The 24,258-nt window shown below is 71.3% G+C and carries 22 protein-coding genes, 1 rRNA gene and 1 riboswitch; of the genes, 17 read left to right on the forward strand and 6 right to left on the reverse strand.

The genetic code is table 11. The annotated features are described in order from the left end of the window. From rrf to ACFV9M_RS32730, 12 genes are all read left to right on the forward strand, one after another. Window positions 1–95 (forward strand): 5S ribosomal RNA (rrf, locus tag ACFV9M_RS32675); the annotation flags it as partial. Window positions 96–204: 109 nt separating this feature from the next. Beyond that, the gene (locus tag ACFV9M_RS32680) at window positions 205–813 is read left to right on the forward strand and encodes a CDP-alcohol phosphatidyltransferase family protein (protein ID WP_385074048.1); all 609 of its coding nucleotides are present in this window, start codon (window positions 205–207) and stop codon (window positions 811–813) included. Between the two features lie 115 nt (window positions 814–928). Beyond that, window positions 929–3,424 (forward strand): sugar phosphate nucleotidyltransferase, encoded by a 2,496-nt coding sequence (locus ACFV9M_RS32685; RefSeq protein WP_385074051.1) that lies wholly within the window; start codon window positions 929–931, stop codon window positions 3,422–3,424. A gap of 98 nt (window positions 3,425–3,522) precedes the next feature. After that, window positions 3,523–4,428, forward strand: a complete 906-nt coding sequence (locus ACFV9M_RS32690) for a DUF881 domain-containing protein (RefSeq protein WP_385074054.1) — start codon at window positions 3,523–3,525, stop codon at window positions 4,426–4,428. Next, entirely contained in the window at window positions 4,425–4,757 is a 333-nt protein-coding gene (locus ACFV9M_RS32695; protein ID WP_030798533.1) for a small basic family protein, read from the forward strand. Before ACFV9M_RS32690 ends, ACFV9M_RS32695 begins: the two co-directional genes overlap by 4 nt. A 5-nt stretch (window positions 4,758–4,762) precedes the next feature. After that, window positions 4,763–5,701 carry a DUF881 domain-containing protein gene (locus ACFV9M_RS32700; RefSeq protein WP_385074057.1) on the forward strand — a complete coding sequence of 313 codons (939 nt, stop codon included), beginning with the start codon at window positions 4,763–4,765 and terminating at the stop codon, window positions 5,699–5,701. An 82-nt stretch (window positions 5,702–5,783) separates the two neighbouring features. After that, entirely contained in the window at window positions 5,784–6,668 is an 885-nt protein-coding gene (locus ACFV9M_RS32705) for an FHA domain-containing protein (RefSeq protein ID WP_385074141.1), read from the forward strand. Between the two features lie 44 nt (window positions 6,669–6,712). Next, window positions 6,713–7,450, forward strand: a complete 738-nt coding sequence (locus tag ACFV9M_RS32710) for a MerR family transcriptional regulator (protein WP_385074059.1) — start codon at window positions 6,713–6,715, stop codon at window positions 7,448–7,450. 85 nt (window positions 7,451–7,535) lie between these two features. Next, window positions 7,536–8,009: a bifunctional nuclease family protein gene (locus ACFV9M_RS32715; protein ID WP_004934251.1), complete on the forward strand. Its 474-nt coding sequence runs from the start codon at window positions 7,536–7,538 to the stop codon at window positions 8,007–8,009. 256 nt (window positions 8,010–8,265) lie between these two features. Beyond that, window positions 8,266–8,949, forward strand: a complete 684-nt coding sequence (locus ACFV9M_RS32720; protein WP_385074062.1) for a MerR family transcriptional regulator — start codon at window positions 8,266–8,268, stop codon at window positions 8,947–8,949. A gap of 233 nt (window positions 8,950–9,182) precedes the next feature. Further along, window positions 9,183–10,667 (forward strand): DNA polymerase IV, encoded by a 1,485-nt coding sequence (locus ACFV9M_RS32725; protein WP_385074064.1) that lies wholly within the window; start codon window positions 9,183–9,185, stop codon window positions 10,665–10,667. Between the two features lie 20 nt (window positions 10,668–10,687). Next, window positions 10,688–11,110, forward strand: a complete 423-nt coding sequence (locus ACFV9M_RS32730) for a nucleotidyltransferase domain-containing protein (RefSeq protein ID WP_385074067.1) — start codon at window positions 10,688–10,690, stop codon at window positions 11,108–11,110. 8 nt (window positions 11,111–11,118) lie between these two features. On the opposite strand, the gene ACFV9M_RS32735 is transcribed toward ACFV9M_RS32730, so the two are convergent. After that, window positions 11,119–11,490, reverse strand: coding sequence for a PRC-barrel domain-containing protein (locus ACFV9M_RS32735; protein ID WP_385074070.1), 372 nt, complete (start codon window positions 11,488–11,490; stop codon window positions 11,119–11,121). Between the two features lie 114 nt (window positions 11,491–11,604). After that, window positions 11,605–11,700, forward strand: a riboswitch (glycine riboswitch). A gap of 175 nt (window positions 11,701–11,875) precedes the next feature. Here ACFV9M_RS32735 and gcvP point away from each other — a divergent pair. After that, the gene (gcvP, locus tag ACFV9M_RS32740) at window positions 11,876–14,761 is read left to right on the forward strand and encodes an aminomethyl-transferring glycine dehydrogenase (RefSeq protein WP_385074072.1); all 2,886 of its coding nucleotides are present in this window, start codon (window positions 11,876–11,878) and stop codon (window positions 14,759–14,761) included. Between the two features lie 84 nt (window positions 14,762–14,845). Here gcvP and ACFV9M_RS32745 read toward each other — a convergent pair whose 3' ends face one another. The 5 genes from ACFV9M_RS32745 to ACFV9M_RS32765 all read right to left on the reverse strand — a co-directional run bounded on the left by ACFV9M_RS32745 (window position 14,846) and on the right by ACFV9M_RS32765 (window position 18,924). After that, window positions 14,846–15,265 carry a molybdopterin-binding protein gene (locus ACFV9M_RS32745; protein WP_385074074.1) on the reverse strand — a complete coding sequence of 140 codons (420 nt, stop codon included), beginning with the start codon at window positions 15,263–15,265 and terminating at the stop codon, window positions 14,846–14,848. 28 nt (window positions 15,266–15,293) lie between these two features. Then, entirely contained in the window at window positions 15,294–16,586 is a 1,293-nt protein-coding gene (locus ACFV9M_RS32750; RefSeq protein WP_385074077.1) for an ATP-binding cassette domain-containing protein, read from the reverse strand. Next, on the reverse strand, window positions 16,583–17,440 hold the full coding sequence (locus ACFV9M_RS32755) for an ABC transporter permease (protein ID WP_385074080.1): 858 nt from the start codon (window positions 17,438–17,440) through the stop codon (window positions 16,583–16,585). The genes ACFV9M_RS32750 and ACFV9M_RS32755 overlap by 4 nt, the downstream gene beginning before the upstream one ends. Next, window positions 17,437–18,273, reverse strand: a complete 837-nt coding sequence (gene modA / locus ACFV9M_RS32760) for a molybdate ABC transporter substrate-binding protein (RefSeq protein ID WP_385074082.1) — start codon at window positions 18,271–18,273, stop codon at window positions 17,437–17,439. The genes ACFV9M_RS32755 and modA overlap by 4 nt, the downstream gene beginning before the upstream one ends. Before the next feature lie 255 nt (window positions 18,274–18,528). Next, window positions 18,529–18,924, reverse strand: coding sequence for a molybdopterin-binding protein (locus ACFV9M_RS32765; RefSeq protein ID WP_385074085.1), 396 nt, complete (start codon window positions 18,922–18,924; stop codon window positions 18,529–18,531). Between the two features lie 229 nt (window positions 18,925–19,153). Between ACFV9M_RS32765 and ACFV9M_RS32770 the strand changes: the two genes are divergently transcribed. The 4 genes from ACFV9M_RS32770 to ACFV9M_RS32785 all read left to right on the forward strand — a co-directional run bounded on the left by ACFV9M_RS32770 (window position 19,154) and on the right by ACFV9M_RS32785 (window position 24,194). Next, a complete protein-coding gene (locus ACFV9M_RS32770; RefSeq protein WP_385074088.1) occupies window positions 19,154–20,800 on the forward strand; it encodes a glycoside hydrolase family 43 protein in 1,647 nt (548 codons plus the stop codon). A 155-nt stretch (window positions 20,801–20,955) separates the two neighbouring features. Further along, window positions 20,956–22,248, forward strand: coding sequence for an extracellular solute-binding protein (locus ACFV9M_RS32775; protein WP_385074090.1), 1,293 nt, complete (start codon window positions 20,956–20,958; stop codon window positions 22,246–22,248). A gap of 6 nt (window positions 22,249–22,254) precedes the next feature. After that, the gene (locus ACFV9M_RS32780; protein WP_385074092.1) at window positions 22,255–23,259 is read left to right on the forward strand and encodes a carbohydrate ABC transporter permease; all 1,005 of its coding nucleotides are present in this window, start codon (window positions 22,255–22,257) and stop codon (window positions 23,257–23,259) included. Between the two features lie 170 nt (window positions 23,260–23,429). Further along, a complete protein-coding gene (locus tag ACFV9M_RS32785; protein WP_385074143.1) occupies window positions 23,430–24,194 on the forward strand; it encodes a carbohydrate ABC transporter permease in 765 nt (254 codons plus the stop codon). The last annotated feature ends 64 nt before the right edge of the window (window positions 24,195–24,258 follow it).

Consider the following 24,258-nt stretch of genomic DNA (forward strand, 5'->3'; position numbering starts at 1 on the left):
AAACGCCCGGTTACATTCCGAACCCGGAAGCTAAGCCTTACAGCGCCGATGGTACTGCAGGGGGGACCCTGTGGGAGAGTAGGACGCCGCCGAACTAAATTTGGAGCTCTGGCTCCTGGGCACACAGCCCGGGGGCCAGAGCTTTTTTGCGTTGAGGTAAGGTCAGGGAGCATCGTTGGCTCGTTTCCTACTGGAGGCCCCCGGGTGGAGGTCCAGGAGACCCGTGTTCAGACCGACCGGGTCCTCACCATCCCGAACATCCTCAGCATGGCGCGTCTCCTCGGCGTACCGCTGTTCCTGTGGCTGATCCTCAGGCCTGAGTTCGGGGGGCCGCAGAGCGACGGCTGGGCCCTGCTGGTACTGGCCCTGAGCGGGGTCAGCGACTACCTGGACGGCAAGCTCGCGCGACGCTGGAACCAAGTCAGCAGCCTCGGCCGGCTCCTCGACCCGGCCGCGGACCGGCTCTACATTCTCTCGACCCTGATCGGCCTCACCTGGCGGGACATTCTGCCCCTCTGGTTGACGGCTGTACTTCTCGCGCGGGAACTGGTCCTGCTGGTGATGGTCGGCATCCTCAGACGGCACGGCTATCCGCCGCCACAGGTGAACTTCCTGGGCAAGGCGGCCACCTTCAACCTGATGTACGCCTTCCCGCTTCTCCTGCTCAGTGACGGAACCGGATGGCCGGCGTCACTCGCTGCCATTTTCGGATGGGCGTTCGCCGGATGGGGTACAACGCTCTACTGGTGGGCAGGAGTCCTCTACGTGGTACAAGTCCGCCGCCTGGTCCGTGCGGACGCCATGGCCGACTGAGCTCGCCGATCCCCTGTCGAGAAGTGGCTCGATGGCCCGCCGCCGAGAAGTGCGGGACAATCTGGACGGGTGAAGTCGGCTAGACCGTCGTCTCTTCAAGGAGGACGCTTCCGACATGAAGGCCGTCGTGATGGCCGGAGGCGAAGGCACGCGCCTTCGCCCTATGACCTCGAGCATGCCCAAGCCGCTCCTGCCGGTGGCCAACCGGCCGATCATGGAGCACGTTCTGCGGCTGCTCAAAAGGCATGGGCTCAACGAGACCGTCGTCACTGTGCAGTTCCTGGCGTCACTGGTCAAGAACTACTTCGGTGACGGTGAAGAGCTCGGAATGGAGCTCAGCTATGCCAACGAGGAGAAGCCACTCGGTACCGCGGGAAGCGTCAAGAACGCGGAGGAGGCGTTGAAGGACGACGCCTTCCTCGTCATCTCCGGCGATGCACTGACCGACTTCGACCTCACCGAACTGATCAACTTCCACAAGGAAAAGGGCGCGCTGGTCACCGTCTGCCTGACGCGCGTGCCCAATCCGCTGGAATTCGGCATCACGATCGTCGACGAGGAGGGCAAGGTCGAGCGCTTCCTCGAGAAGCCGACCTGGGGCCAGGTCTTCTCGGACACTGTGAACACCGGCATCTACGTGATGGAACCCGAAGTCTTCGACTACGTCGAGGCCGACGTGCCCGTCGACTGGTCCGGTGACGTCTTCCCGCAGCTCATGAAGGAGGGCAAGCCGATCTACGGCTATGTCGCCGAGGGCTACTGGGAGGACGTCGGCACGCACGAGAGCTATGTGAAGGCCCAGGCCGACGTGCTCGAACGCAAGGTCGACGTCGAACTCGACGGCTTCGAGATCTCCCCGGGCGTATGGGTGGCCGAGGGCGCCGAAGTCCACCCCGACGCCGTTCTGCGCGGCCCCCTCTACATAGGTGACTACGCCAAGGTCGAGGCCGGCGCGGAAATCCGCGAACACAGCGTCATCGGCTCCAACGTCGTCGTGAAGAGCGGCGCCTTCCTGCACAAGGCCGTCGTCCACGACAACGTGTACGTCGGACAGCACAGCAATCTGCGCGGATGCGTCGTAGGCAAGAACACCGACATCATGCGGGCCGCCCGGATCGAGGACGGCGCCGTCATCGGTGACGAATGCCTGATCGGTGAAGAATCGATCGTGCAGGGCAATGTGCGGGTCTATCCGTTCAAGACCATCGAAGCCGGCGCGTTCGTCAACACGTCGGTGATCTGGGAGTCCCGCGGACAGGCGCACCTCTTCGGGGCCCGCGGTGTCTCCGGCATCCTGAACGTCGAGATCACGCCCGAACTGGCCGTGCGTCTGGCCGGCGCCTACGCCACGACCCTGAAGAAGGGCTCCACCGTCACCACCGCCCGCGACCACTCCCGTGGTGCCCGGGCCCTGAAGCGGGCGGTCATCTCCGCGCTCCAGGCCAGCGCCATCGACGTACGGGACCTGGAGAACGTACCGCTGCCGGTGGCGCGGCAGCAGACCGCTCGGGGCAGCGCCGGCGGCATCATGATCCGGACCTCGCCCGGGGTGCCGGACTCCGTGGACATCATGTTCTTCGACGGACAGGGCGCCGATCTGTCGCAGGGCGGTCAACGGAAGCTGGACCGGGTGTTCGCGCGGCAGGAGTACCGGCGGGCGTTCCCCGGCGAGATCGGGGACCTGCACTTCCCGGCCAGCGTCTTCGACTCCTACACCGGGTCGCTGCTGCGGAACGTGGACACCACCGGGATCTCCGAGGCCGGCCTGAAGGTCGTGGTCGACGCCTCCAACGGAAGCGCCGGCCTGGTCCTGCCGAGCCTGCTCGGCAAGCTCGGCGTGGACTCGCTGACGATCAACCCCGGTCTGGACGAGTCCAGGCCCACGGAGACCGGCGACATGCGTCGCCGGGGGCTCGTACGGCTCGGCGAGATCGTCGCGTCCTCGCGGGCCGCGTTCGGCGTGCGGTTCGACCCCGTGGGTGAGCGGCTGTCCCTGGTGGACGAGAAGGGCCGCATCATCGAGGACGACCGGGCGCTGCTCGTGATGCTCGACCTGGTCGCCGCCGAGCGGCGCAGCGGGCGGGTCGCCCTGCCGGTGACGACGACCCGGATCGCCGAGCAGGTGGCGGCCTACCACGGGACGCAGGTCGAGTGGACGACGACCTCGCCCGACGACCTCACCCGGGTCGGGCGGGACGAGTCGACGATCTTCGGCGGAGACGGCAAGGGCGGGTTCATCGTCCCGGAGTTCAGCAGCGTCTTCGACGGGACCGCGGCCTTCGTGCGGTTGATCGGGCTCGTGGCCCGGACGCAGCTCACGCTGAGCCAGATCGACGCGCGGATCCCGCGGGCACACGTCCTGAAGCGGGATCTGGCGACCCCGTGGGCCGTGAAGGGGCTCGTGATGCGGCGGGTCGTCGAGGCGGCCGGAGACCGCTTCGTGGACACCACCGACGGCGTCCGGGTGGTGGAGACGGACGGACGCTGGGTCATGGTCCTGCCGGACCCCGCCGAGGCCGTCACGCACCTGTGGGCGGAAGGCCCGGACGACGCCTCCGCGCAGGCACTGCTGGACGAGTGGGCGACGGTGGTGGACAGCGCCGGGCGGTGACGGCAGGTCCACGCGCGCGTGCCGGACAGGTGTCCTCGAGAGGGCCTGTCCGGCACGCCGGTGGGGTCGTTCACAGGTAGTGGCCGCGACATGCGACGATGTGCGGCATGCCGCAGCAGCCCCCCGTTCGGAGCACACCCGCGCGCGCCTCGCGCCCGGACGCGTCCATGTCGCTGCTCACCAACGTCATGGACCACAGCCTCGACGACGGGTACGCCGAGGCGGCCGCCCGGAAACAGGCCGACGGCACCGGGGGCCTGCCCAGGACCCTGCGGGCCAGGCTGGGACTGGCCGCCGGGCTGGTCCTCGCGGCCCTCGTGGTGACCGTCGGCGCGGCCCAGGCGCGGACCGCCGCCCCGGTCGTCGCCAAGGAGCGCGAGGAGCTCATCGACCGCATCGACCGCGAGACCGAGGCGGCGGACGAGCTCGAGGACACCGTCGACGACCTGCGCGCCGACGTGAGCGCCCGGCAGCGGGAAGCGCTCAGGGACAGCGGCGGCGGCGATCAGGCGGAGCTGGTGGGCATGCTGGCGGGCGCCGTCGCGGTGCACGGGCCAGGGATCAAACTCGTCGTGGACGACGCCGAGGAAGCCTCCACCGGCGGTGACGGCGACCCCCGCGAGACATCCGGGTTCTCCGACACCGGACGAGTGCGCGACCGTGACATGCAGCGTGTGGTGAACGGGCTGTGGGCCTCTGGCGCCGAGGCGGTCTCCATCAACGGGCAGCGGCTGACGGCGCTGTCGGCGATCCGGGCCGCGGGCGACGCGATACTGGTCGACAACAAACCGCTGGTGCCGCCGTACACGGTGCTCGCGGTGGGGGACGGGCAGAACCTCAGTACCCGGTTCCAGGACAGCGCCGACGGGCTGTACCTGCACGCCCTGCAGGAGAACTTCGGCATCCGGACCGCGATCTCCGTGCAGGACGACGTCCGGGTGCCCGCCGCGCCGAGTGTGATCGTACGTACAGCACAGCCGATAACTGAGAAGGACACATCGTGATCGCCGTACTGGGCCTCGTCGTGGGCGTCGTGGCCGGCCTGTTGGTCCAGCCCGAGATTCCGGCCGCTGTCGTTCCGTACCTGCCGATCGCCGTCGTGGCGGCACTGGACGCGGTGTTCGGCGGGCTGCGGGCCATGCTGGACGGGATCTTCGACGACAAGGTCTTCGTGGTGTCGTTCCTGTCGAACGTGGTCGTCGCCGCGCTGATCGTCTTCCTGGGCGACGAGTTGGGCGTCGGGTCCCAGCTGTCCACGGGTGTGGTGGTCGTCCTCGGCATCCGCATCTTCTCCAACGCCGCGGCGATCCGCCGGCACGTGTTCCGGGCGTGAGGCCGATGAACAACCAGGACGAGACACGCCGGGACGAGACACACCGGGACGAGACACACCGGAGCGGGACGCACCGGAGCGGGACGCACCGTCACGAGTCGCACGGCAACGGGTCGGACCGGGACGACACGGCGACGACCCGGCTGCGCAGGGAGTTGCCCGCGGAGGTTCCCTCGGTGCCCGCGCAACAGCAGGGGCCGGGACGGGCCTCGGAGCCCGAGCTGACGGGGCGGCAGCGGCTGGTGAAGGGGCTGTGGCCGCCGCGCGTCACCCGGGCCCAACTCATCGTCGCCGTGCTGCTGTTCGGCCTCGGATTCGGTCTGGCCGTCCAGGTCGCCTCCAACAGCGAGAGCGGCAACGCCCTGCGCGGCGCGCGCCAGGAAGATCTCGTCCGCATCCTCGATGAACTCGATGACCGCACTCAGCGTCTTGAGGACGAGAAGCAAGGTCTCGAGGAGCAGCGGCAGGAGCTGGAGAACAGTTCCGACCAGGCCGAGGAAGCGCGTAAGCAGACGGTCGAGAAGGAGAAGCAGCTGGGTGTCCTGGCGGGAACAGTGGCCGCCCAGGGGCCCGGTATCACCATGACCATCGAGGACACGAAGGGGACGGTCGAGGCGGACATGCTGCTCGACGCGATCCAGGAGCTGCGCGCCGCGGGGGCGGAGGCGATCCAGGTGAACGGTGTACGGGTCGTCGCCGACACGTTTCTGACGGATTCCGGCAAGAGCGTGAGCGTCGACGGGAACAAGATCAACGCGCCCTATCGTTTCAAGGTCATCGGCAAGCCGCAGGACCTCGAACCGGCGCTCAACATTCCTGGAGGCGTGGTGCAGACTCTCGAGAAGGAGCAGGCCACCGTGACCGTCGAGCGATCGACCAAGATCGTCGTGGACGCCTTGCGAGTGGCGCAGCAGCCTGACTACGCTCGGTCGTCCTCCCAGTGAACCGGGGGTGCATGGGGGCCGTCCGGCAGGGGCATGAGGTTGCGGGGGGTCGACGCACCGATCGGGTGGTGCGTGGTGGAAACTGTCTGGTGGATACGGACGTTGTGAAGGTGTCCGGGTCGGCCGGTGTATTCAGTCAGGGTTCGTCCTGCCCCACGGGCGGGTCTGTTTCGGTCAAGGGGAATCGCCCGTGAAGTTGTTTGCGAAGTTGTTCGGCAAGAGCGCGCGAGAGGGCAGCGACAACGCGACCGCCCGTCATCGCGCACAGCCCGAGGCGGAAGGTGAGCGGCCGCTGTTCCGCGACCAGGTGGCTGGTCCGGGCGGTGACATTCCGGGAGGCCAGGGCGCGGCGTCGGTTGACCCTGCCCAGGCCGGCGGCATAGGTTTCGGCCAACCGTCGACCTCGAGTACGGGTGGAGGGTTTTCCCCCATGTCAGCCCTGGTGTGTACGAGGTGCGGTAACCGCAACGCGGAGAACAGCCGCTTCTGCTCCAACTGCGGCGCGCCGCTGAGGCCCGGTCTGACGCCCGAGCGCGCGTCGGAGACGACCTCCACCATCTCCATCTCCGGTCTCGAGGCCTACGACTCCGAGGCCACCGGTCAGACCCAGCTGCCGGCGCTCTCCCCCGAGGCGCAGGCCGCGGTGGACGCGCTGCCGCTCGGCTCCGCGCTGCTGGTCGTGCGCCGCGGGCCCAACTCGGGCAGCCGTTTCCTGCTGGACGGCGACCTGACCACGGCCGGGCGTCACCCGCAGAGCGACATCTTCCTCGACGACGTGACCGTCTCGCGCCGTCATGTGGAGTTCCGTCGCCGGCCGGACGGTTCGTTCACGGTGGCCGACGTCGGCAGTCTGAACGGCACGTACGTCAACCGGGAGCGGATCGACGAGGTCGCTCTGTCGAACGGTGACGAGGTGCAGATCGGCAAGTACCGGCTGGTCTTCTACGCGAGCCAGCGAGGCTACTGACCCTCCCCCCGGGCTTCGTCCGGGGGTATCCCCAGGGAAGGTCCATGCTGCGAACACCGAGGGGCGGTGCCGGTCACGGCACCGCCGCCGCGGACGGCGGTCCGATGAGCATCGGCGCGGTGCTGAACGTGCTGCGTGACGAGTTCCCCGACGTCACCATCTCGAAGATCCGCTTTCTGGAGTCGGAGGGGCTGGTCGAGCCGGAGCGGACCCCTTCGGGGTACCGCAAGTTCAGTGCGGCGGATGTCGAGCGCCTCGGTCACGTGCTGCGGATGCAGCGGGACCACTATCTGCCGCTCAAGGTGATCCGGGAGCATCTGGACGCCATGGAGCGCGGTGAGGCCGCGCCGTTGCCGACGGTGGGCCGGCAGCGCGACGGGGAGGCCGTGCCCGAGCTGCCCGACGTGCCCACGGTGGCCCGTATCGGACGGGCCGAGCTGCTGGCGGCCGCGGGGGTCGAGGAGCCGGAGCTGGAGGAGTGGGAGTCGTACGGGCTCCTGGTACCTCTGGAGGACGGGGTGTACGACGCGGAGGCGGCCACGGTGGCCTCGCTCGTCGCCGAGCTGGGGCGTTTTGGCATCGAGCCCCGGCACCTGCGGGTGATGAAGGCCGCCGCGGACCGTGAGGCCGGGCTCGTGGACCAGGTGGTCGCCCCGCTCAGGCGGCATCGCAATCCCCAGACCAGGGCACATGCGGAGGCCCGTACGAAGGAGCTCGCGGGGCTGACGGTGCGGTTGCACGCGGCGCTCGTGCAGATCGCGCTCGGGGTGCGGCTGCCCTGACGCGTGGGTGCTCCGGGAGGCCGGATCGGTCACCCGTTCCCGGCCCGACTACCCAAACGTCCCGGGCACGGCCTAGGGTTGCTGTGTGAACGAGCTCGATGTCGTAGGTGTCCGGGTCGAGATGCCCTCCAACCAACCGATCGTGCTGCTGCGTGAAGTGGGGGGCGACCGTTACCTCCCCATCTGGATCGGACCGGGGGAGGCGACGGCCATCGCCTTCGCCCAGCAGGGCATGGCTCCCGCGCGGCCGCTGACCCACGACCTGTTCAAGGACGTGCTGGAGGCCGTCGGCCAAGAGCTCACGGAAGTGCGCATCACGGACCTGCGTGAGGGCGTCTTCTACGCCGAGCTGGTCTTCGCCAGCGGTGTCGAGGTGAGTGCCCGCCCGTCCGATGCCATAGCGCTGGCGCTGCGCACCGGGACGCCGATCTACGGCAGTGACACGGTCCTGGACGACGCGGGCATCGCCATCCCGGACGAGCAGGAGGACGAGGTGGAGAAGTTCCGCGAGTTCCTCGACCAGATCTCGCCGGAGGACTTCGGCACCAGCAACCAGTAGCGGGCGGTGCCCGGCCGACGGGACGGGCCGCGCGGGGAAGGGGCGCCCGGGGGCGTCCCGGGAGCGGCATGTGCCGGTGGCCCGTGAGGGCGTCCCACGGTTCCCGCTCCGCGCATTCGGCTAGCCTTTCCCCGCGGTGGGGTGCGGGAAACCACTCCTTGGGTGATTATCACTCGGCGTGGCGAGTGTGGCGATCGTTGACGCACCCCTGGTGACTGCCTACCGTCGAGAAGGCAGGTCAAGGACGGAGGTCGGCGTGGGAAGCAGCGGCGACGGTACGGCTGGGGGTGCCCCCGGATTCGGTGTCGGGGGGAGCGGTCCGTACCCTTCCCCGAGTTCTCGGCTGCGCTCGGGCAGGGGGTACCCCCCGCACGGTGGCGCGGCCGACCTCGCACCCCAGCGACCGGCGGCCGTGCCGAGCGGCGGAGGGGCGGCGTCCATGGCGTCCGAGCAGATCGGCTACCGGGGTCCGACGGCCTGTGCGGCCGCCGGCATCACCTATCGGCAACTGGACTACTGGGCGCGCACCGGGCTCGTAGAGCCGAGCGTGCGGCCCGCTCACGGGTCCGGCACGCAGCGGCTGTACAGCTTCCGGGACGTCGTCGTCCTGAAGATCGTCAAGCGGTTCCTCGACACCGGTGTGTCACTGCAGAACATTCGCACCGCCGTCCAGCACCTGCGTGAGCGCGGGTTTCGCGATCTGGAGCGCATGACGCTGATGAGCGACGGCGCCACGGTCTACGAGTGCACCTCGCCGGACGAGGTGCACGCGCTGCTCCAGGGCGGTCAGGGCATCTTCGGGATCGCGGTGGGCGTGGTGTGGCGGGACGTCGAGAGCGCGTTGTCCCAGCTGCACGGCGAGCGGGTGGACACCGGGGAGACACTCGTCGGGCACAACCCGGCGGACGAGCTGGCGCGGCGGCGCAACCGGGCGGTCTGAGACCTGGCGCGGTCTGAGACCCGGTGGGTGCCTGGCGGGCGGTCCGGGACCGGAAGGGTGCCGGGCGGGCGGTCCCGGACCGGGAAGTGCACCTGGCGGGCGGTCCTGGACCGGAAGGGTGCCGGGCGGCGGTCTGCGGCAGCGGGACGGTGTTGCGGGCGGTCCGGGAGCGCAGCGGTGCCGATCCGGGCGGTCCGGTGCCGTTGTCAGTGGTGTGGTGCAGCATCGGAGATGTGAGAAAAGCGCCCACGATCCTGCATCTCGACATGGATGCCTTCTTCGCCCAGGCGGAGCAGGCGTCCAAGCCGAGTCTGCGCGGGAAGGCCGTCGTCGTGGGCGGGCTGGGGCCGCGCGGGGTGGTGGCGACCGCCTCGTACGAGGCGCGGGTCTTCGGTGTGCACTCGGCGATGCCCATGGCCCAGGCCCGCCGGCTGGCGCCGAACGCCGCCTACCTCACCCCGCGCTTCGCGTTCTACCGGTCGATCAGCGATCAGGTGATGGGGTTGCTGCGGGCCCTGTCCCCGCTGGTCGAGCCGCTGAGCCTGGACGAGGCGTTCGTGGACCTGGAGGCGGGGGAGGCGGCCTGGGACGGCGAGTCGGCGCGGCTGGCCGGGGTGCGGCTGCGGGCGGACATCCGCGCGGTCACCGGCCTCACCGGATCGGTGGGGCTGGCCGGCTCCAAGATGCTCGCGAAGATCGCCTCGGAGCAGGCCAAGCCCGACGGCCTGGTGCTGATCGAGCCGGGCACGGAGCGGGCGCTGCTCGGGCCGATGCCGGTGCGGACCCTGCCGGGGGTGGGTCCGGCGACCGGTGACCATCTGCGCCGGGCGGGGATCACCACGGTCGACGAGATCGTCGAGGCCGGTGAGGACGAGCTCGTGCGGCTGCTGGGCAAGGCCCACGGGCACGGCCTGTACGCGATGGCGCTGGCGCGGGACGACCGCCCTGTGGTGGCGGAGCGGGAGACGAAGTCGGTGTCGGTCGAGGACACGTACGACGTGGACATCCATGACCGGGTGCGGGTCGAGCTGGAGGTGCGGCGGCTGGCCGACCGGTGTGTGCGCAGGCTGCGGGGGGCCGGGCTGTCGGGGCGGACCATCGTGCTGAAGGTGCGGCGGTACGACTTCTCCACCCTCACCCGGTCCGAGACCCTGCGGGGGCCCACGGACGATCCCGCGGTGGTGCGGGAGGCGGCCGGCCGCCTGCTGGACGCGGTGGACACCACGGGCGGGGTGCGGTTGCTCGGGGTCGGCGTCAGCGGCCTGGCCGACTTCACGCAGGAGGACCTGTTCGCGCAGGCGGCCGAGGAGAGGGCGGAGGGCGTGGAGGAGGAGGTGCCGGACGAGCCGGTGCGGGAGGACGCGGTGCCGGACGGGCACCAGTGGCGTCCGGGGCACGATGTGCGGCATGCCGTGCTGGGGCACGGATGGGTGCAGGGCAGTGGCCTGGGGCGGGTCACCGTGCGGTTCGAGACACCGCAGTCGGAGGTGGGGCGGGTGCGCACGTTCCGGACGGACGACGCGGATCTGGAGCCGGCGGATCCGCTGCCGCTGGTCCGGCGAAGACCTGACAAGGCCCCGATGACGGACGACGGGGTGGAGGACGCGGGCGACGCGAGGGCGGACGCGGGGGACGCGATGGAGGACGCGGGGGACGCGGCTGGGGAGGCGGAGTCGGCGGGCGGGGTGCCGGCGGGGCGGCCGGGGGCCGTTCGGTGACCGGGGAGAGTCCTTCCGGGGTGTCCCCGCAGCGGCGTGCCGAGGTCCGGACGGTGGTGGAGCGGGTCACGGCGTGGGCCCTCGGCCGGAGCGACGTCGTCGGAGTGCTGCTGGTCGGCTCATGGGCCCGGGGCGCGGCGCGGCCGGACTCCGACGTCGATCTCGTCGTCCTGACGACCCGGGCGGCCGGGTACCCCGACGACGACGCCTGGCTCCGCGAGCTCGCCCTGGGCGAGGTGGTCCGGGTCGAGGCGTGGGGGCCCGTCACCGAGTGGCGGCAGGTCACCGCCTCCGGGCTGGAGGTCGAGGTGAACATCGGCTCGCCGGACTGGGCGCGCACGGACCCCGTCGACGCCGGTACCCGGCGCGTCGTGCGGGACGGCGCCCGCGTCCTGCTCGACCCCGCCGGGATGCTCGGGCGGCTGCTGCGGGCCTGCGGCTGACCGCGGGGTCAGGCGTCGTCCCTGCCGGCCAGGGTGCCGAAGTCGTGGTCCTGCGCCGGGGGAGGGGCGCCCACGTCGAGGCCGTAGTGGTGGTAGAGCTGGAGCTCCTGCTCGGGGGAGAGGTGGCGGCCGACGCCGAAGTCCGGAGCGTCCTTGATCAGAGCGCGGTCGAAGGGGACGCGCAGGGTGCCCTCGACCAGTTCGCTGGGCTCCAGGGGGACGAAGGCGTCCCGGGAGAACAGGCCGGTCCGTATCGCCGCCCACTCCGGCACGCCGGTCGCGTCGTCGAGGTAGACCTCGTCGATCGTGCCGATCTTGGTGCCATGACGGTCGAACGCCTTGCGGCCGATCAGGTTGCGCGGATCGATGTCGGTCTGCACGGGCCCTCCACTTGGTCGCAACTCATCCGTAAGCACTACAAAAGAGCACTTCGGGGAAGGCGGCCACTCGACAGAGGACGCCGTTGACCTCGCTGATAGTCTGGCTACGGCTGCTGACCCCGTGCGGGAGAGTCCTCCGGAGAACACCGGAGGCGCCGAAGGAGCAAATCCTCCCCGGAATCTCTCAGGCCCACGTACCGCACGGACGAGGTCACTCTGGAAAGCAGGGCGGATGTCGATGGCTTCCGCTCTCACCGACGGTGAAAGCCGGGCGCCCGCGGGCGGCCGGTGAAGCTCTCAGGTCGAGATGACAGAGGGGGAGGCCGTCCGGGTACCCGTGCCGTGGTGCCCCTCGTAGGTCGCGTCAGACCAGGAGGCCTCCGCAATGACCGCCCATCGCATTCCGCTCTCCGACCTCGAACGGGCAAACCCGTTCGAGCAGCGCCACATCGGGCCCGACCAGGAGGCGCGGGCCAAGATGCTCGCGCAGGTCGGGTACGGCTCGCTGGACGAGCTCACCGCCGCCGCCGTCCCCGATGTGATCAAGAACGCCGACGCGCTGGACCTGCCGGGCGCGCGGTCCGAGGCCGAGGTGCTGGCCGAGCTGCGCTCGCTGGCCGACCGCAACCAGGTCCTCGACTCCATGATCGGCCTGGGCTACCACGGCACGTTCACGCCGCCGGTGATCCTGCGCAACGTCATGGAGAACCCCGCCTGGTACACGGCCTACACGCCGTACCAGCCGGAGATCTCCCAGGGGCGGCTCGAGGCGCTGCTGAACTTCCAGACCATGGTCGCCGACCTCACCGGGCTGCCCACGTCCGGTGCCTCGCTGCTCGACGAGGGGACCGCCGCCGCCGAGGCGATGGCGCTCTCCCGCCGTATGGGCAGGAACAAGAAGGGCCTGTTCCTGGTCGACGCGGACGCGCTGCCGCAGACCATCGCCGTGATCGAGACGCGGGCCGAGCCGACGGGCGTCGAGGTGGTCGTCGCCGATCTCGGCGACGGGATCCCGGCCGAGGTCGCCGAGCGCGAGATCAACGGCGTGCTGCTCCAGTACCCGGGTGCCTCCGGCGCCGTACGCGACCTCAGGCCGGTCATCGAGCAGGCCCACGCGCTGGGCGCGCTCGTCACCGTCGCCGCCGACCTGCTCGCGCTGACGCTGCTGACGTCGCCCGGTGAGCTGGGCGCGGACATCGCGGTCGGCACGACGCAGCGGTTCGGTGTGCCGATGGGCTTCGGCGGGCCGCACGCCGGCTACATGGCCGTCCACGAGAAGTTCGCGCGCAGCCTGCCCGGGCGGCTCGTCGGCGTGTCCGTGGACGCGGACGGGAACAAGGCCTACCGGCTGGCGCTCCAGACGCGTGAGCAGCACATCCGCCGGGAGAAGGCCACCAGCAACATCTGCACCGCGCAGGTGCTGCTCGCCGTCATGGCCGGGATGTACGCCGTCCACCACGGCCCCGAGGGGCTCAGGACGATCGCGCGGCGCACCCACCGGTACGCCTCCGTCCTCGCCGGCGGCCTCAGGGCCGGCGGCGTCGAGGTCGTGCACGGCTCGTTCTTCGACACGCTGACCGTGCGGGTGCCCGACCGGGCCGCCGAGGTCGTCGCCGCCGCGCGCGAGAACGGCGTCAACCTGCGCCTCGTCGACGCCGACCAGGTGTCGATCGCCTGCGACGAGACCACCGGGCGGGCCCAGGTGAGCGCCGTCTGGGCGGCCTTCGGGGTCGAGGGGGACATCGCGGAACTCGACGCGGTGACCGAGGACGCGCTGCTGGCCGCGCTGCTGCGCACCGACGAGATCCTCACCCACCCCGTCTTCCACCAGCACCGCTCCGAGACCGCGATGCTGCGCTACCTGCGCCGGCTCGCCGACCGGGACTACGCGCTCGACCGCGGCATGATCCCGCTGGGCTCCTGCACCATGAAGCTCAACGCGACCACCGAGATGGAGCCGGTCACCTGGCCCGAGTTCGGGCAGCTGCATCCGTTCGCGCCCGCCGAGCAGGCGGAGGGCTACCTCACGCTCATCCGTGAGCTGGAGGAACGTCTCGCCGAGGTCACCGGGTACGACAAGGTGTCCCTCCAGCCCAACGCCGGGTCGCAGGGCGAGCTGGCCGGCCTGCTCGCCGTACGGGGCTACCACCGGGCCAACGGCGACGAGCAGCGCACCGTGTGCCTCATCCCGTCGTCCGCGCACGGCACCAACGCCGCCAGTGCCGTGATGGCCGGGATGAAGGTCGTCGTGGTGGGCACGGCCGGGGACGGCGAGATCGACGTCGAGGACCTGCGGACGAAGATCGACAAGCACCGGGACGAGCTCGCGGTCCTCATGATCACGTACCCGTCCACGCATGGCGTGTTCGAGGAGCACGTCGCCGACATCTGCGCCCGGGTGCACGAGGCCGGCGGGCAGGTGTACGTCGACGGCGCCAACCTCAACGCGCTCGTCGGGCTCGCCAAGCCGGGGCACTTCGGCGGTGACGTCTCACACCTGAACCTGCACAAGACGTTCTGCATCCCGCACGGCGGCGGCGGCCCCGGCGTCGGGCCGGTGGCCGTGCGCTCGCACCTGGCGCCGTACCTGCCGAACCACCCCCTCCAGCCCGCCGCCGGGCCCGAGACGGGCGTGGGGCCGATCTCGGCCGCGCCCTGGGGCTCCGCGGGCATCCTGCCGATCTCGTGGGCGTACGTGCGGCTCATGGGCGGGGACGGGCTGAAGCGGGCCACGCAGGTGGCGGTGCTGTCCGCCAACTACATCGCCAAGCGGCTGGAGCCGCACTACCCGGTGCTGTACACCGGCCCCGGCGGGCTGGTCGCGCACGAGTGCATCATCGACCTGCGGCCGCTCACCAAGGCGACCGGGGTGAGCGTCGACGACGTGGCCAAGCGGCTCATCGACTACGGGTTCCACGCGCCGACGATGTCGTTCCCGGTGGCCGGCACGCTGATGATCGAGCCGACCGAGTCCGAGGACCTGACCGAGCTCGACCGGTTCTGCAAGGCGATGATCGCGATCCGTGCGGAGATCGACAAGGTGGGCTCGGGCCAGTGGCCCGCCGACGACAACCCGCTGCGCCACGCCCCGCACACCGCGGCCGCGCTCGGCGGGGAGTGGGAGCACGCCTACGCGCGCGAGGAGGCCGTCTTCCCGGCCGGAGTGTCCGCCGCCGACAAGTACTGGCCTCCGGTGCGCCGCATCGACCAGGCCTTCGGGGACCGGAACCTGGTCTGTTCGTGCCCGCCGCTGGACGCGTACGAGGACTGAGCGGGCAGCCTAGGGCCCCGTCCGTGCCGGACGGGGCCCTCGGCCGTACCCGGCCTGACCGAGCTGCCCGGGCAGCACGGCTAGCTAGGCCGTGGCCAGGGCCACTTCGGTCGACTTGATCAGCGCGACGACGTCGGAGCCCACGAAGAGGCCGAGGTCGGTGGCCGCCTCCCGGGTGATCACCGCGGTGAGTTCGCCGGCCGCGACGGAGACCTTCACGGACGCCATGGCCGTGCCGAGGGTGAGGCCCACGACCGTGCCGGGGATCCGGTTGCGGATGGACAGGCCCTCGACGCGGTCCGTGGCGAGGGACACTTCCGTCGACTTCACCAGCGCCAGCACGGCGGAGCCCGGGGCGAGACCCAGCTCGGTCACCGCCTCCCGCGTGATCGCCGCGGTGAGCGTGGGGCCGCCGGTAAGGCGGACCCTGACGGTGGCCATCACCTGGCCCGCGGTGATGTCGCTGACGGTGCCGGTGAGCTGGTTGCGGATACTCAGGATCATGGGACCCCACCGTAGGGCCCCATGACCTCTATGCCGGGTATGCGTGCGTCTGCGCCGCCTTGACCGTGGCCCAGACCGGGGCGCCGGGGCGCAGGTCGAGTTCGGCGGCGGCGACCGTGGTGAGGTCGGCGGCGAGGGCGAGTTCGCCGGTGAGGCCGGCGCGGATCTGGTCGCCGTGGGTCTCCAGTCCGGCCACCTCGCAGCGCCAGAGGTTGCGGGCGCTGGAGCCGGTGGGGCGGTCGCGGTGGAGGGTCACCGCGCTCGGCGGGAACGCCACGAAGACGGGCCCCGACAGGTGCTCGGTGGTGGTGAGGACGGGGCCCTGGTCGAGATGGACCGTGTGGCCGTCCGCCCGGCCGCGGTACAGGTTCAGGCCGACCAGTTGCGCGATGTAGTCGGTGCGCGGGTGGCGGGCGATGTCGGACGGGGCGCCCTCCTGGACGACCTCGCCGTGCTCGACGACGACCAGACGGTCCGCGAGGACCATGGCGTCCAGCGGGTCGTGGGTGACCAGGACGGCGACGGCCTCGAACTCGTCGAGGTGGCGGCGGAGCTGGGCGCGCACCTCCAGCCGGGTGCGGGCGTCCAGTGCCGCCAGCGGCTCGTCCAGCAGGAGCAGCCGGGGACGGGTGGCCAGGGCGCGGGCCAGGGCGACCCGCTGGGCCTGGCCGCCGGACAGCCGGCGGGGCTTGACGCCGGCGTGTCCGGCCAGGCCCATGCGGTCGAGCCACTCGGCGGCCTCGGCCCGGGCCCGCGCCCGGGACGCGCCGTGGCAGCGCGGGCCGAACGCCACGTTGTCCAGGGCCGTCAGGTGCGGGAAGAGCAGGTAGTCCTGGAAGACCACGCCGACGGGACGGGACTCCGGCGGCGTCCTCTCCAGCGCCCTGCCGTCCAGCCGGAGGTGGCCGCCGCTGAGCGGGGCGAGGCCGGCGAGGGCGCGCAGGGCGGTCGTCTTGCCGGCGCCGTTGGGGCCGAGGAGGGCGACGACGTCACCGGGGGCGGCGGTCAGGGCGACGTCGAGACGGAAGGGGCCGCGGTCGACGACGAGGTGGGCGTCGAGGCCTTCGCCGGTCGGGCCTTCGGCGGACGGGCCTTCGGCGGACGGGCCCACACCTACGGAGCGCTTGCCGGTCGGGCCGGTGGTGGCTGGTCCGGTTGCGGTCGGGCCGGTGGCGGTCGGGTCGGTGGTGGCCGGGTCGGTGGTGGCTGGTCCGGTTGCGGTCGGGCCGGTGGTGGCTGGTCCGGTTGCGGTCGGGCCGGTGGTGGCTGGTCCGGTTGCGGTCGGGCCGGTGGCGGCCGTGGGGCGGCGGTCGGTGCTCATGAGGCCGTCATCCAGCGGTCCCGCAGACCGGCGAGGACCGCGATCGAGACGGCCAGGAGGACCAGGCTGAGGGCGATCGCGGCCTCCGGGTCGTTCTGGAGGGCGAGGTAGACCGAGAGCGGCATGGTCTGCGTGCGGCCCGGGAAGTTGCCCGCGAAGGTGATCGTCGCGCCGAACTCGCCGAGGGCGCGGGCCCAGGCGAGGACGGCGCCCGCCGCGACCCCCGGCGCGATCAGGGGCAGGGTGACCCGGCGGAACGCGGTGAAGCGGGAGGCGCCCAGGGTGGTGGCCGCCTCCTCGTAGCGCGGGTCGGCGGCGCGCAGGGTGCCCTCGACGCTGATGACCAGGAACGGCATCGCCACGAACGTCTCCGCGACCACGACGCCGGCCGTGGTGAAGGGGAGCGTGACGCCGAACCAGGAGTCCAGCCACTGCCCGACCACGCCGTTGCGGCCGAGGGCGAGCAGCAGGGCCACGCCGCCCACCACCGGGGGCAGGACCAGCGGGAGGGTGACGAGCGCGCGGACGAGACCGCGGCCGGGGAACTCCGTGCGGGCCAGGAGCCAGGCCAGCGGAACCCCGATCACCAGGCTCACCGCGGTCGCCGCCGTCGCGCAGACCAGGGACAGGCGGAGCGCCTGCCACACCTCGGGGCTGGTCAGTTGCCCGGGCAGGGTGCGCCAGGGCGCCCGGACGAGGAGGGAGACCAGCGGGAGGAGGAGGAAGGCCAGGCCGACGAGGGCGGGCAGGAGGAGAGCGAGGGGGACGCCCGTGCGGATCCGGCCGGTCCGCGGACCGGGGCGTGCCGGGGCGTCCGCGGAACCGGTCTTCGCGGGAGAGGCCGGGGAGGTCACGGCTTGAGGAACCCGGCCTCGGACAGGACCTGCTGGCCCTCCGCCGACCGCACCAGGGCGATGAAGGCCTTGGCCGCGCCGGCGTTCGGGGCGTCCTTCAGGAGCGCGATCGGGTAGTCGTTGACGGCGTCCGCCGACTCGGGGAAGTCCACGCCCTCCACCTTGTCACCCGCCGCGTGCACGTCGGTCTTGTAGACCACCGCCGCGTCGGCCTCCTTCAGCTCGACCTTCGTCAGGGCGCTCTTGACGTCCTGCTCGTAGGAGACGGGGGTCAGCTTCAGCCCGCCGGCGTCGAGGGCCTTCTGGGCGGCGGCGCCGCAGGGGACCGTCTTGTCGCACAGGACGACCTTCAGCCCCGACGCGGTGAGGTCCTCGAGGGACGCGATCTTCTCGGGGTTGCCGGGCAGGGTGGCGATCGCCAGTTGGTTGCGGACGAAGGTGACCGGGGCGGTGGCGTTGTCCTTCGCGTCCGTCACGATCGCCATGGTCTTGGTGCTGGCGGCGGCGAAGACGTCGGCCGGGGCGCCGCTGGTGATGCTGGCGGCCAGGGTGTCGCTGCCGCCGAAGTTGAACGTCACCTTCGTGCCGGGGTGGTCCTTCTCGAACTCCTCGCCCAGCGTCGTGAAGCTCTCCTGGAGGGAGGCGGCCGCGAACACGGTGACGGTGCCGGAGAGCGCGTTCGAGGACGGCGAACCCGAGGCGGACGACGCGGACGAGGCGGACGAGGCGTCGTCGGACGCCGAGGACGAGCACGCGGCCAGGGTCAGCAGCGCGGCGACTGCGGCGCCGGTGACCAGCGGCGTCCGGCGGGTACGGCGCGGGGTACGGGTCATCACGGTGTGCTCCTCGGTGTCTGCGATCCCTCGAACGGCCCAGCGCGATCATAATGCCGCAGATGCGAGAGGTAAGTCTGCTGTGGCATCGCATGAGCGTGCTTGATCCGGTCTTGAGGTACGCATGTGCGTTTCCATGACCGGGAGTGCGTCATGGGTGCGGCGCGGCATGCCTGAGACCCGCACGGCGTCGACGCCGTGCGGGCCTCAGGCATGGGGGCTCGGTGAACCCGCGGGAGGCGGAGGGGCGCTCGCTCAGACCCGGTCGATGTGTACGTTTGTCGACTTCACTCGCGCGGTGGCCTCCATCCCCACCTCCAGGCCCAGTTCCTCGACGGCCTCCCGGGTCAGCAGGGAGACGAGGCGGTGCGGGCCGGCCTGGATGTCGACCTGGGCGGCGACGTCGCCGAGCTTGATCGCCGTGACGATGCCGGGGAACGCATTGCGCACAGAGGTGTAGGAGGCGCCCTCCTCGCCGCTGCCGGAGCCCGCGAGTTCGACGGAGAACGCGGCGAGGTCCTTGCCGTCGATGAGGCGTCGTCCGGTCTCGTCGCGGTGGGTCGCCACCCGGCCCGCGTCCGCCCAGCGGCGCGCGGTGTCGGGGCTCACGCCGAGCAGCCGCGCGGCCTGGCCGATGGTGTAGGACTGCATGCCGGTCACGATAGGCGGTACGACCTGCGGCCGAGCACACGGTGCCGAACACACGGCGCCGAGCACACGGCGCCGAGTACACGGCGCCGGGCCCCGGAGCCGCCCCTGAGCCCGCCGTACGGCGTCCTCCTTGCCGAGCCGTCGGCCGCCGCCTACAGTCCGCTCCGTAATGTTCGTCGAAGAGACCGAATGTTTCGACCGCTTCGGTCTCCCGAAGGGGTGGACGCGCATGAGGACGAACGACACGACGAACGACACGACAAACGGCAGGACAAACGGCAGGACAAACGGCAGGCCCGGCGGTACCGCGGCCGCGACGACGGGCGGCGCCACGGACGACAGGGCGGACGACGGCGCGACCGGCCGCACCTACGACAACCCCGTCATCCCCGGCTTCCACCCCGACCCCAGCATCTGCCGGGTCGGCGACGACTACTACCTCGCCTGCTCCAGCTTCGAGTACTTTCCGGGCGTCCCCGTCTTCCACAGCCGTGACCTCGTCCACTGGCGCCAGATCGGCAACGTCCTGGACCGCCCGGCCCAGTTGCCGCTGCCGGACGACCTGCCGGCCTCCGCGGGGATCTACGCGCCGACGATCCGGTACCACGGCGGCCGCTTCTACATGATCACCACCAACGTCGCGGGCGGCGGCACCTTCCTCGTCACCGCCGAACGGCCGGAGGGGCCGTGGTCCGACCCGGTCTGGATCGACCTGCCCGGGATCGACCCCGACCTCGCCTGGGACGAGGACGGCTCCTGCTGGTGCGCGGTCTCGGGGGTGCGGGTCGCCCGGATCGACCCGGTGACCGGCGAGGTGCTGGAAGGGCCGGTGCCCGTGTGGTCCGGGACGGGGCTCCAGCATCCCGAGGCCCCGCACCTGTACCGCGTCGGGCCGTGGTGGTACCTGCTGCTCGCCGAGGGCGGCACGGCCCACGGCCACAGCGTGTCCGTCGCGCGGGCCAGGTCGCCGCTGGGCCCGTACGAAGCGGCCCCCGCCAACCCCGTCCTCACCCACGCCGGCACCGATCTGCCCGTCCAGTGCACCGGCCACGCCGATCTCGTAGAGGCGGCCGACGGCCGGTGGTGGATGGTGCTGCTCGGGACGCGCCCGCGCGGCTGGTTCCCCCGGTTCCACGTGCTCGGCCGGGAGACCTTCCTGACCCCGGTCGAGTGGGTCGACGGCTGGCCCCGGACGGGACCGGTGCGCGAGCGGCACCCCGCGCCGACGGGCGCCTGGCACCCCGTCCCGCCCGAGCCGGAGCGGGACGACTTCGGCGCCCCCGGCCTCGCCCCGTACTGGATCTCCCCGCGCCGCAGGCCCGAGGGCTCCTGGTCGCTGAGCGCCCGTCCCGGCCATCTCACCCTGACCGCGACCGGCGACAGCCTCGACCGCCCGGGGCACACCTTCGTCGGCCGCCGCCAGCGCCACCCCGACTGCCGTACGGCGGCCCGTCTGGAGCCCGGCTCCGGGCGCGCCGGGCTCTCCGTGCGCCTCGACGAGGCCCACCACTACGACCTGGAGGTGAGCGGGGGAGAGGCGGGCGTGGTCGTCCGGATCGGGCCCGTACGGCAGTGGGTCGCGCGGCGGCCGGTGCCGCCCGGCCCCCTCACCCTCGTCGTCGACATCCGCACGACGGACCAGGTGGCGCCCTCCGTGACGGCCCCGGGGCAGCGGGCCGACGGGGTGCGCCCGGCCGGTCCCGACACGATCGCCTTCTCCGTCGAAACGGCGGACGGCACCGAGCCGCTGGCGGAGCTCGACGGCCGGTACCTCTCCACCGAGGTGGCCGGCGGCTTCACCGGCCGGGTCATCGGGCTCTACGCCACCGAGGGCACAGCGGCCTTCGACTGGTGCGAGCACCGGCCGACCCGCTGAGACGTGCCTGCCGGATTGCCTGTGTTCAAGGGGTTGCCACCCCTCGGAGCCTGTCTCTAGGGTGCGGCAGCAACGAAGCTTTCCGAATCTCAAGCGAAACTTTCGACATCGGACGGACAGCGGTGTGTGCCGTCCCGAACCCCGAGGAGCGCATGATGGGCCACCCGGCACTGTCCCGCCGCGGCTTCCTGGCGGCCTCCGCCGCGGCCGGTCTGAGCATGACGGCACTGAGCGCCTGCGGCGGCGACTCGGACGGAGGGTCGTCGGGGACGACCACCATCGAGTGGTGGAACATCTCCACCACCCAGCCGACGAAGGACGTCTGGGCCGGTCTGGCCAAGCAGTTCGAGGCACAGAACCCGAACGTCAAGATCAAGATCGTGCAGCTGGAGAACGACGCCTACAAGTCGAAGATGACGGCCCTGACCGCCTCCGGGAAGCTTCCCGACATCTTCCACACCTGGGGCGGCGGGGTCCTGCGGCAGCAGATCGACGCGGGGCTCGTCGAGGACCTCACCGACCGCACCCAGGACTGGGCGAAGGGCCTGCTGCCGGTCGCCAGCGAGCCGTACCTCTTCGACGACCGGACCTACGGCATCCCGTTCGACATCGGGATGATCGGCTTCTGGTACAGCAAGGCGCTCTTCCGCCGGGCCGGCATCGACGCGCCGCCCACCACCTGGAGCGGTTTCCTCGACGCCGTCGGGAAGTTGAAGTCCGCCGGCGTCACCCCGCTCGCCCTGGCCGGCAAGGAGAAGTGGCCCGGCATGTACTACTGGGCCTACCTCGCGATGCGCACCGCCGGAGCCGACGCCGTCCAGAAGGCCAGTGACGACAAGGACTTCACCGGCGAGGGCTTCGTCCAGGCCGGGCAGCACCTGAAGGAACTGGTCGACCTGGAGCCGTTCCAGAAGGGCTTCCTCGGCGCCGCCTACTCCAGCCCCACCGGGCAGGCCGCCACCGTCGGCAACGGCAAGGCCGCCATGGAACTCATGGGCCAGTGGGCGCCCGTGGTACAGGCCGACGCCGGCAAGGGGCTCGGCACGGACCTGGGCTTCTTCCCGTTCCCCGAGGTCGAGGGCGGCAAGGGCGCGCTCACCGAGGTGTTCGGCGGAGGCGGCGGCCACGCCCTGCGCGCGGGCGCCCCGCAGGCGGCCGTGGACTTCCTGAAGTTCTTCGCCTCCGCCGCCACCGACACCCAACTGGTCGAGAAGACCGGCGTACTGCCCGTCGTACCGGCCGCCGAGAGCGCCCTCACCGACCCCAACCTCACCGCCGTACAGACCCAGTTGAAGGCGGCCACCGGCTTCCAGCTCTATCTCGACCAGGCGTACGCGCCCGCCGTCGGCCAGGAGGTCAACGACAGCGTCGCCGCCCTCATCGCCGGTTCCAAGTCACCCCAGCAGGTCGCCGAGTCGATCACCAAGGTCGCGAAGGAAGAGCAGTAGCCCGCGATGACCTCGACCTACCTCCCGGACAAGCGGAGCGGCCCGGACGCCGAGGCCGTGCTCCCGTCCCCGGCCGCCGGCCCGGCCCGGGGACGGGCCCGGCGGCGCGCGCGGCACTGGCTCACCGCCGTCGGCCTCCAGGTGCCGGCCCTGGTGCTGTTCGGCACGCTGGTGCTGCTGCCGATGCTGTTCGCGCTGTACGCCGCGTTCTTCCGCTGGGGCGGCTTCGGCATGCCCGAGGACTACGTCGGCGGCGACAACTTCACCCGGCTCTTCGAGGACCCCGTCTTCCTCGGCGACCTGTGGCGCTGCCTGCTCCTGGTGCTGCTCTCGCTCGTCCTCCAGCTGCCGTTCGCGCTGGCCCTGGCGGTCGCGCTCAACCAGCGGATCCGCGGCCGGGCCGTGTACCGGATGCTGTTCTTCGCGCCGTACATCCTCTCCGAGGCGATCACCGGCGTGCTGTTCGGCATGATCTTCGCGCCGGACGACGGCCTCGCCGACCACGTCCTCGGCGCGGTCGGCCTGGACGGGCTGGGCGGGCAGTGGTTCGCCGACCCGTCCACCGTCATGGCCACCCTGTTCTTGGTCATGACGTGGAAGTACTTCGGCTTCCACATTATGCTCTACCTGGCCGGACTCCAGTCCATCCCGGCCGAGCTGACCGAGGCGGCCCTCATCGACGGGGCCGGACCGTGGCAGCGCTTCCGGCACGTCACCCTGCCGCTGCTCGCGCCGACGCTGCGGATCAGCGTCTTCCTGTCCGTCATCGGCTCGATCCAGCTCTTCGACCTGGTCTGGGTCACCACCGCGGGCGGCCCCGACCACCACTCCGAGACGATGGCCGTGACCATGTTCCAGTACGGCTTCAAGCGCTACCAGGTCGGCTACGCCAGCGCGATCAGCGTGGCCATGTTCGCCATCAGCCTCGTCTTCGCCCTCGCCTACCAGCGGTTCGTGCTCCGCCGCGACCTGGAGGGGGCCACCACGACCCTGCGAGGAGGCGGCTCGTGAGCGCACGTGAGACCGGTGGTGCCGTGAGTGCCCGTGAGACCGGTGGTGCCGTGAGTGCCCGTGAGACCGGTGGTGCCGTGAGCGCCCGCAAGACCGGCGGCCCCGTGAGTGTGCGCAGGACCGGCCGGACCCTTCCCCTGCACGTCGTCCTCGTCGCCGTCGGCGCGGTGATGGCCGTGCCCCTCGTCTACGCCGTCCTGTCCGGCTTCAAGTCCACGGACGAGCTCTCCCGCAACCCCGTCGGCCTGCCCGACGCGTGGATCATCTCCAACTACACGGACATCCTGGGCGCCGGCTCGTTCTGGCGGCTGGTCGGCAGCAGCACCCTCATCGCGGTCGGTACGACGATCGTGGTGGTCGCGGTGTCCGCGCTCGCCGCGTTCTCCTTCGCCCGGTTCGCCTTCCGCGGCCGGGAAGCGCTGTTCACCCTGTTCACGATGGGGCTGATGTTCCCCTTCGCGGTGGCAGCCCTGCCCCTGTTCCTGCTGCTGCGCTCGCTGGACCTGCTGGACAACCCGCTCGGCGTGATCCTCCCGCAGGCCGCCTTCGGGCTACCGATGACCATCGTGATCCTGCGGGGCTTCTTCCGGGAGATCCCCGCCGAGCTGGAGGAGGCCGCCACCCTCGACGGCTGCGGCCCCCTCGGCTTCTTCTGGCGGATCCTGCTGCCCATGGCCCGCCCGGCCCTCGGCACGGTCTCCGTCCTCGCCGTCGTGGGCAGTTGGAACAACTTCTTCCTGCCGCTGCTGGTCTTCACCGACTCGACGTGGTGGACGATCCCCATCGGCGTCCAGCAGTTCCAGGGCCAGTACTCCGCCGAGTACGCCCGGGTCTTCGCCTATCTGGTCCTGGCCATGGTCCCCGCCCTGGCCTTCTACTCCGTCGCCGAGCGCCAACTCGTCGGCGGCCTCACCGCCGGCGCCACGAAGGGATGACGCGCGCCCGCGGACGCGCCACCGCGTCGTACGGCTCACCCACACCACCGATCGTGAGGAGTCG

It is taken from the genome of Streptomyces sp. NPDC059895, from assembly GCF_042731035.1.
Classification (GTDB): domain Bacteria; phylum Actinomycetota; class Actinomycetes; order Streptomycetales; family Streptomycetaceae; genus Streptomyces.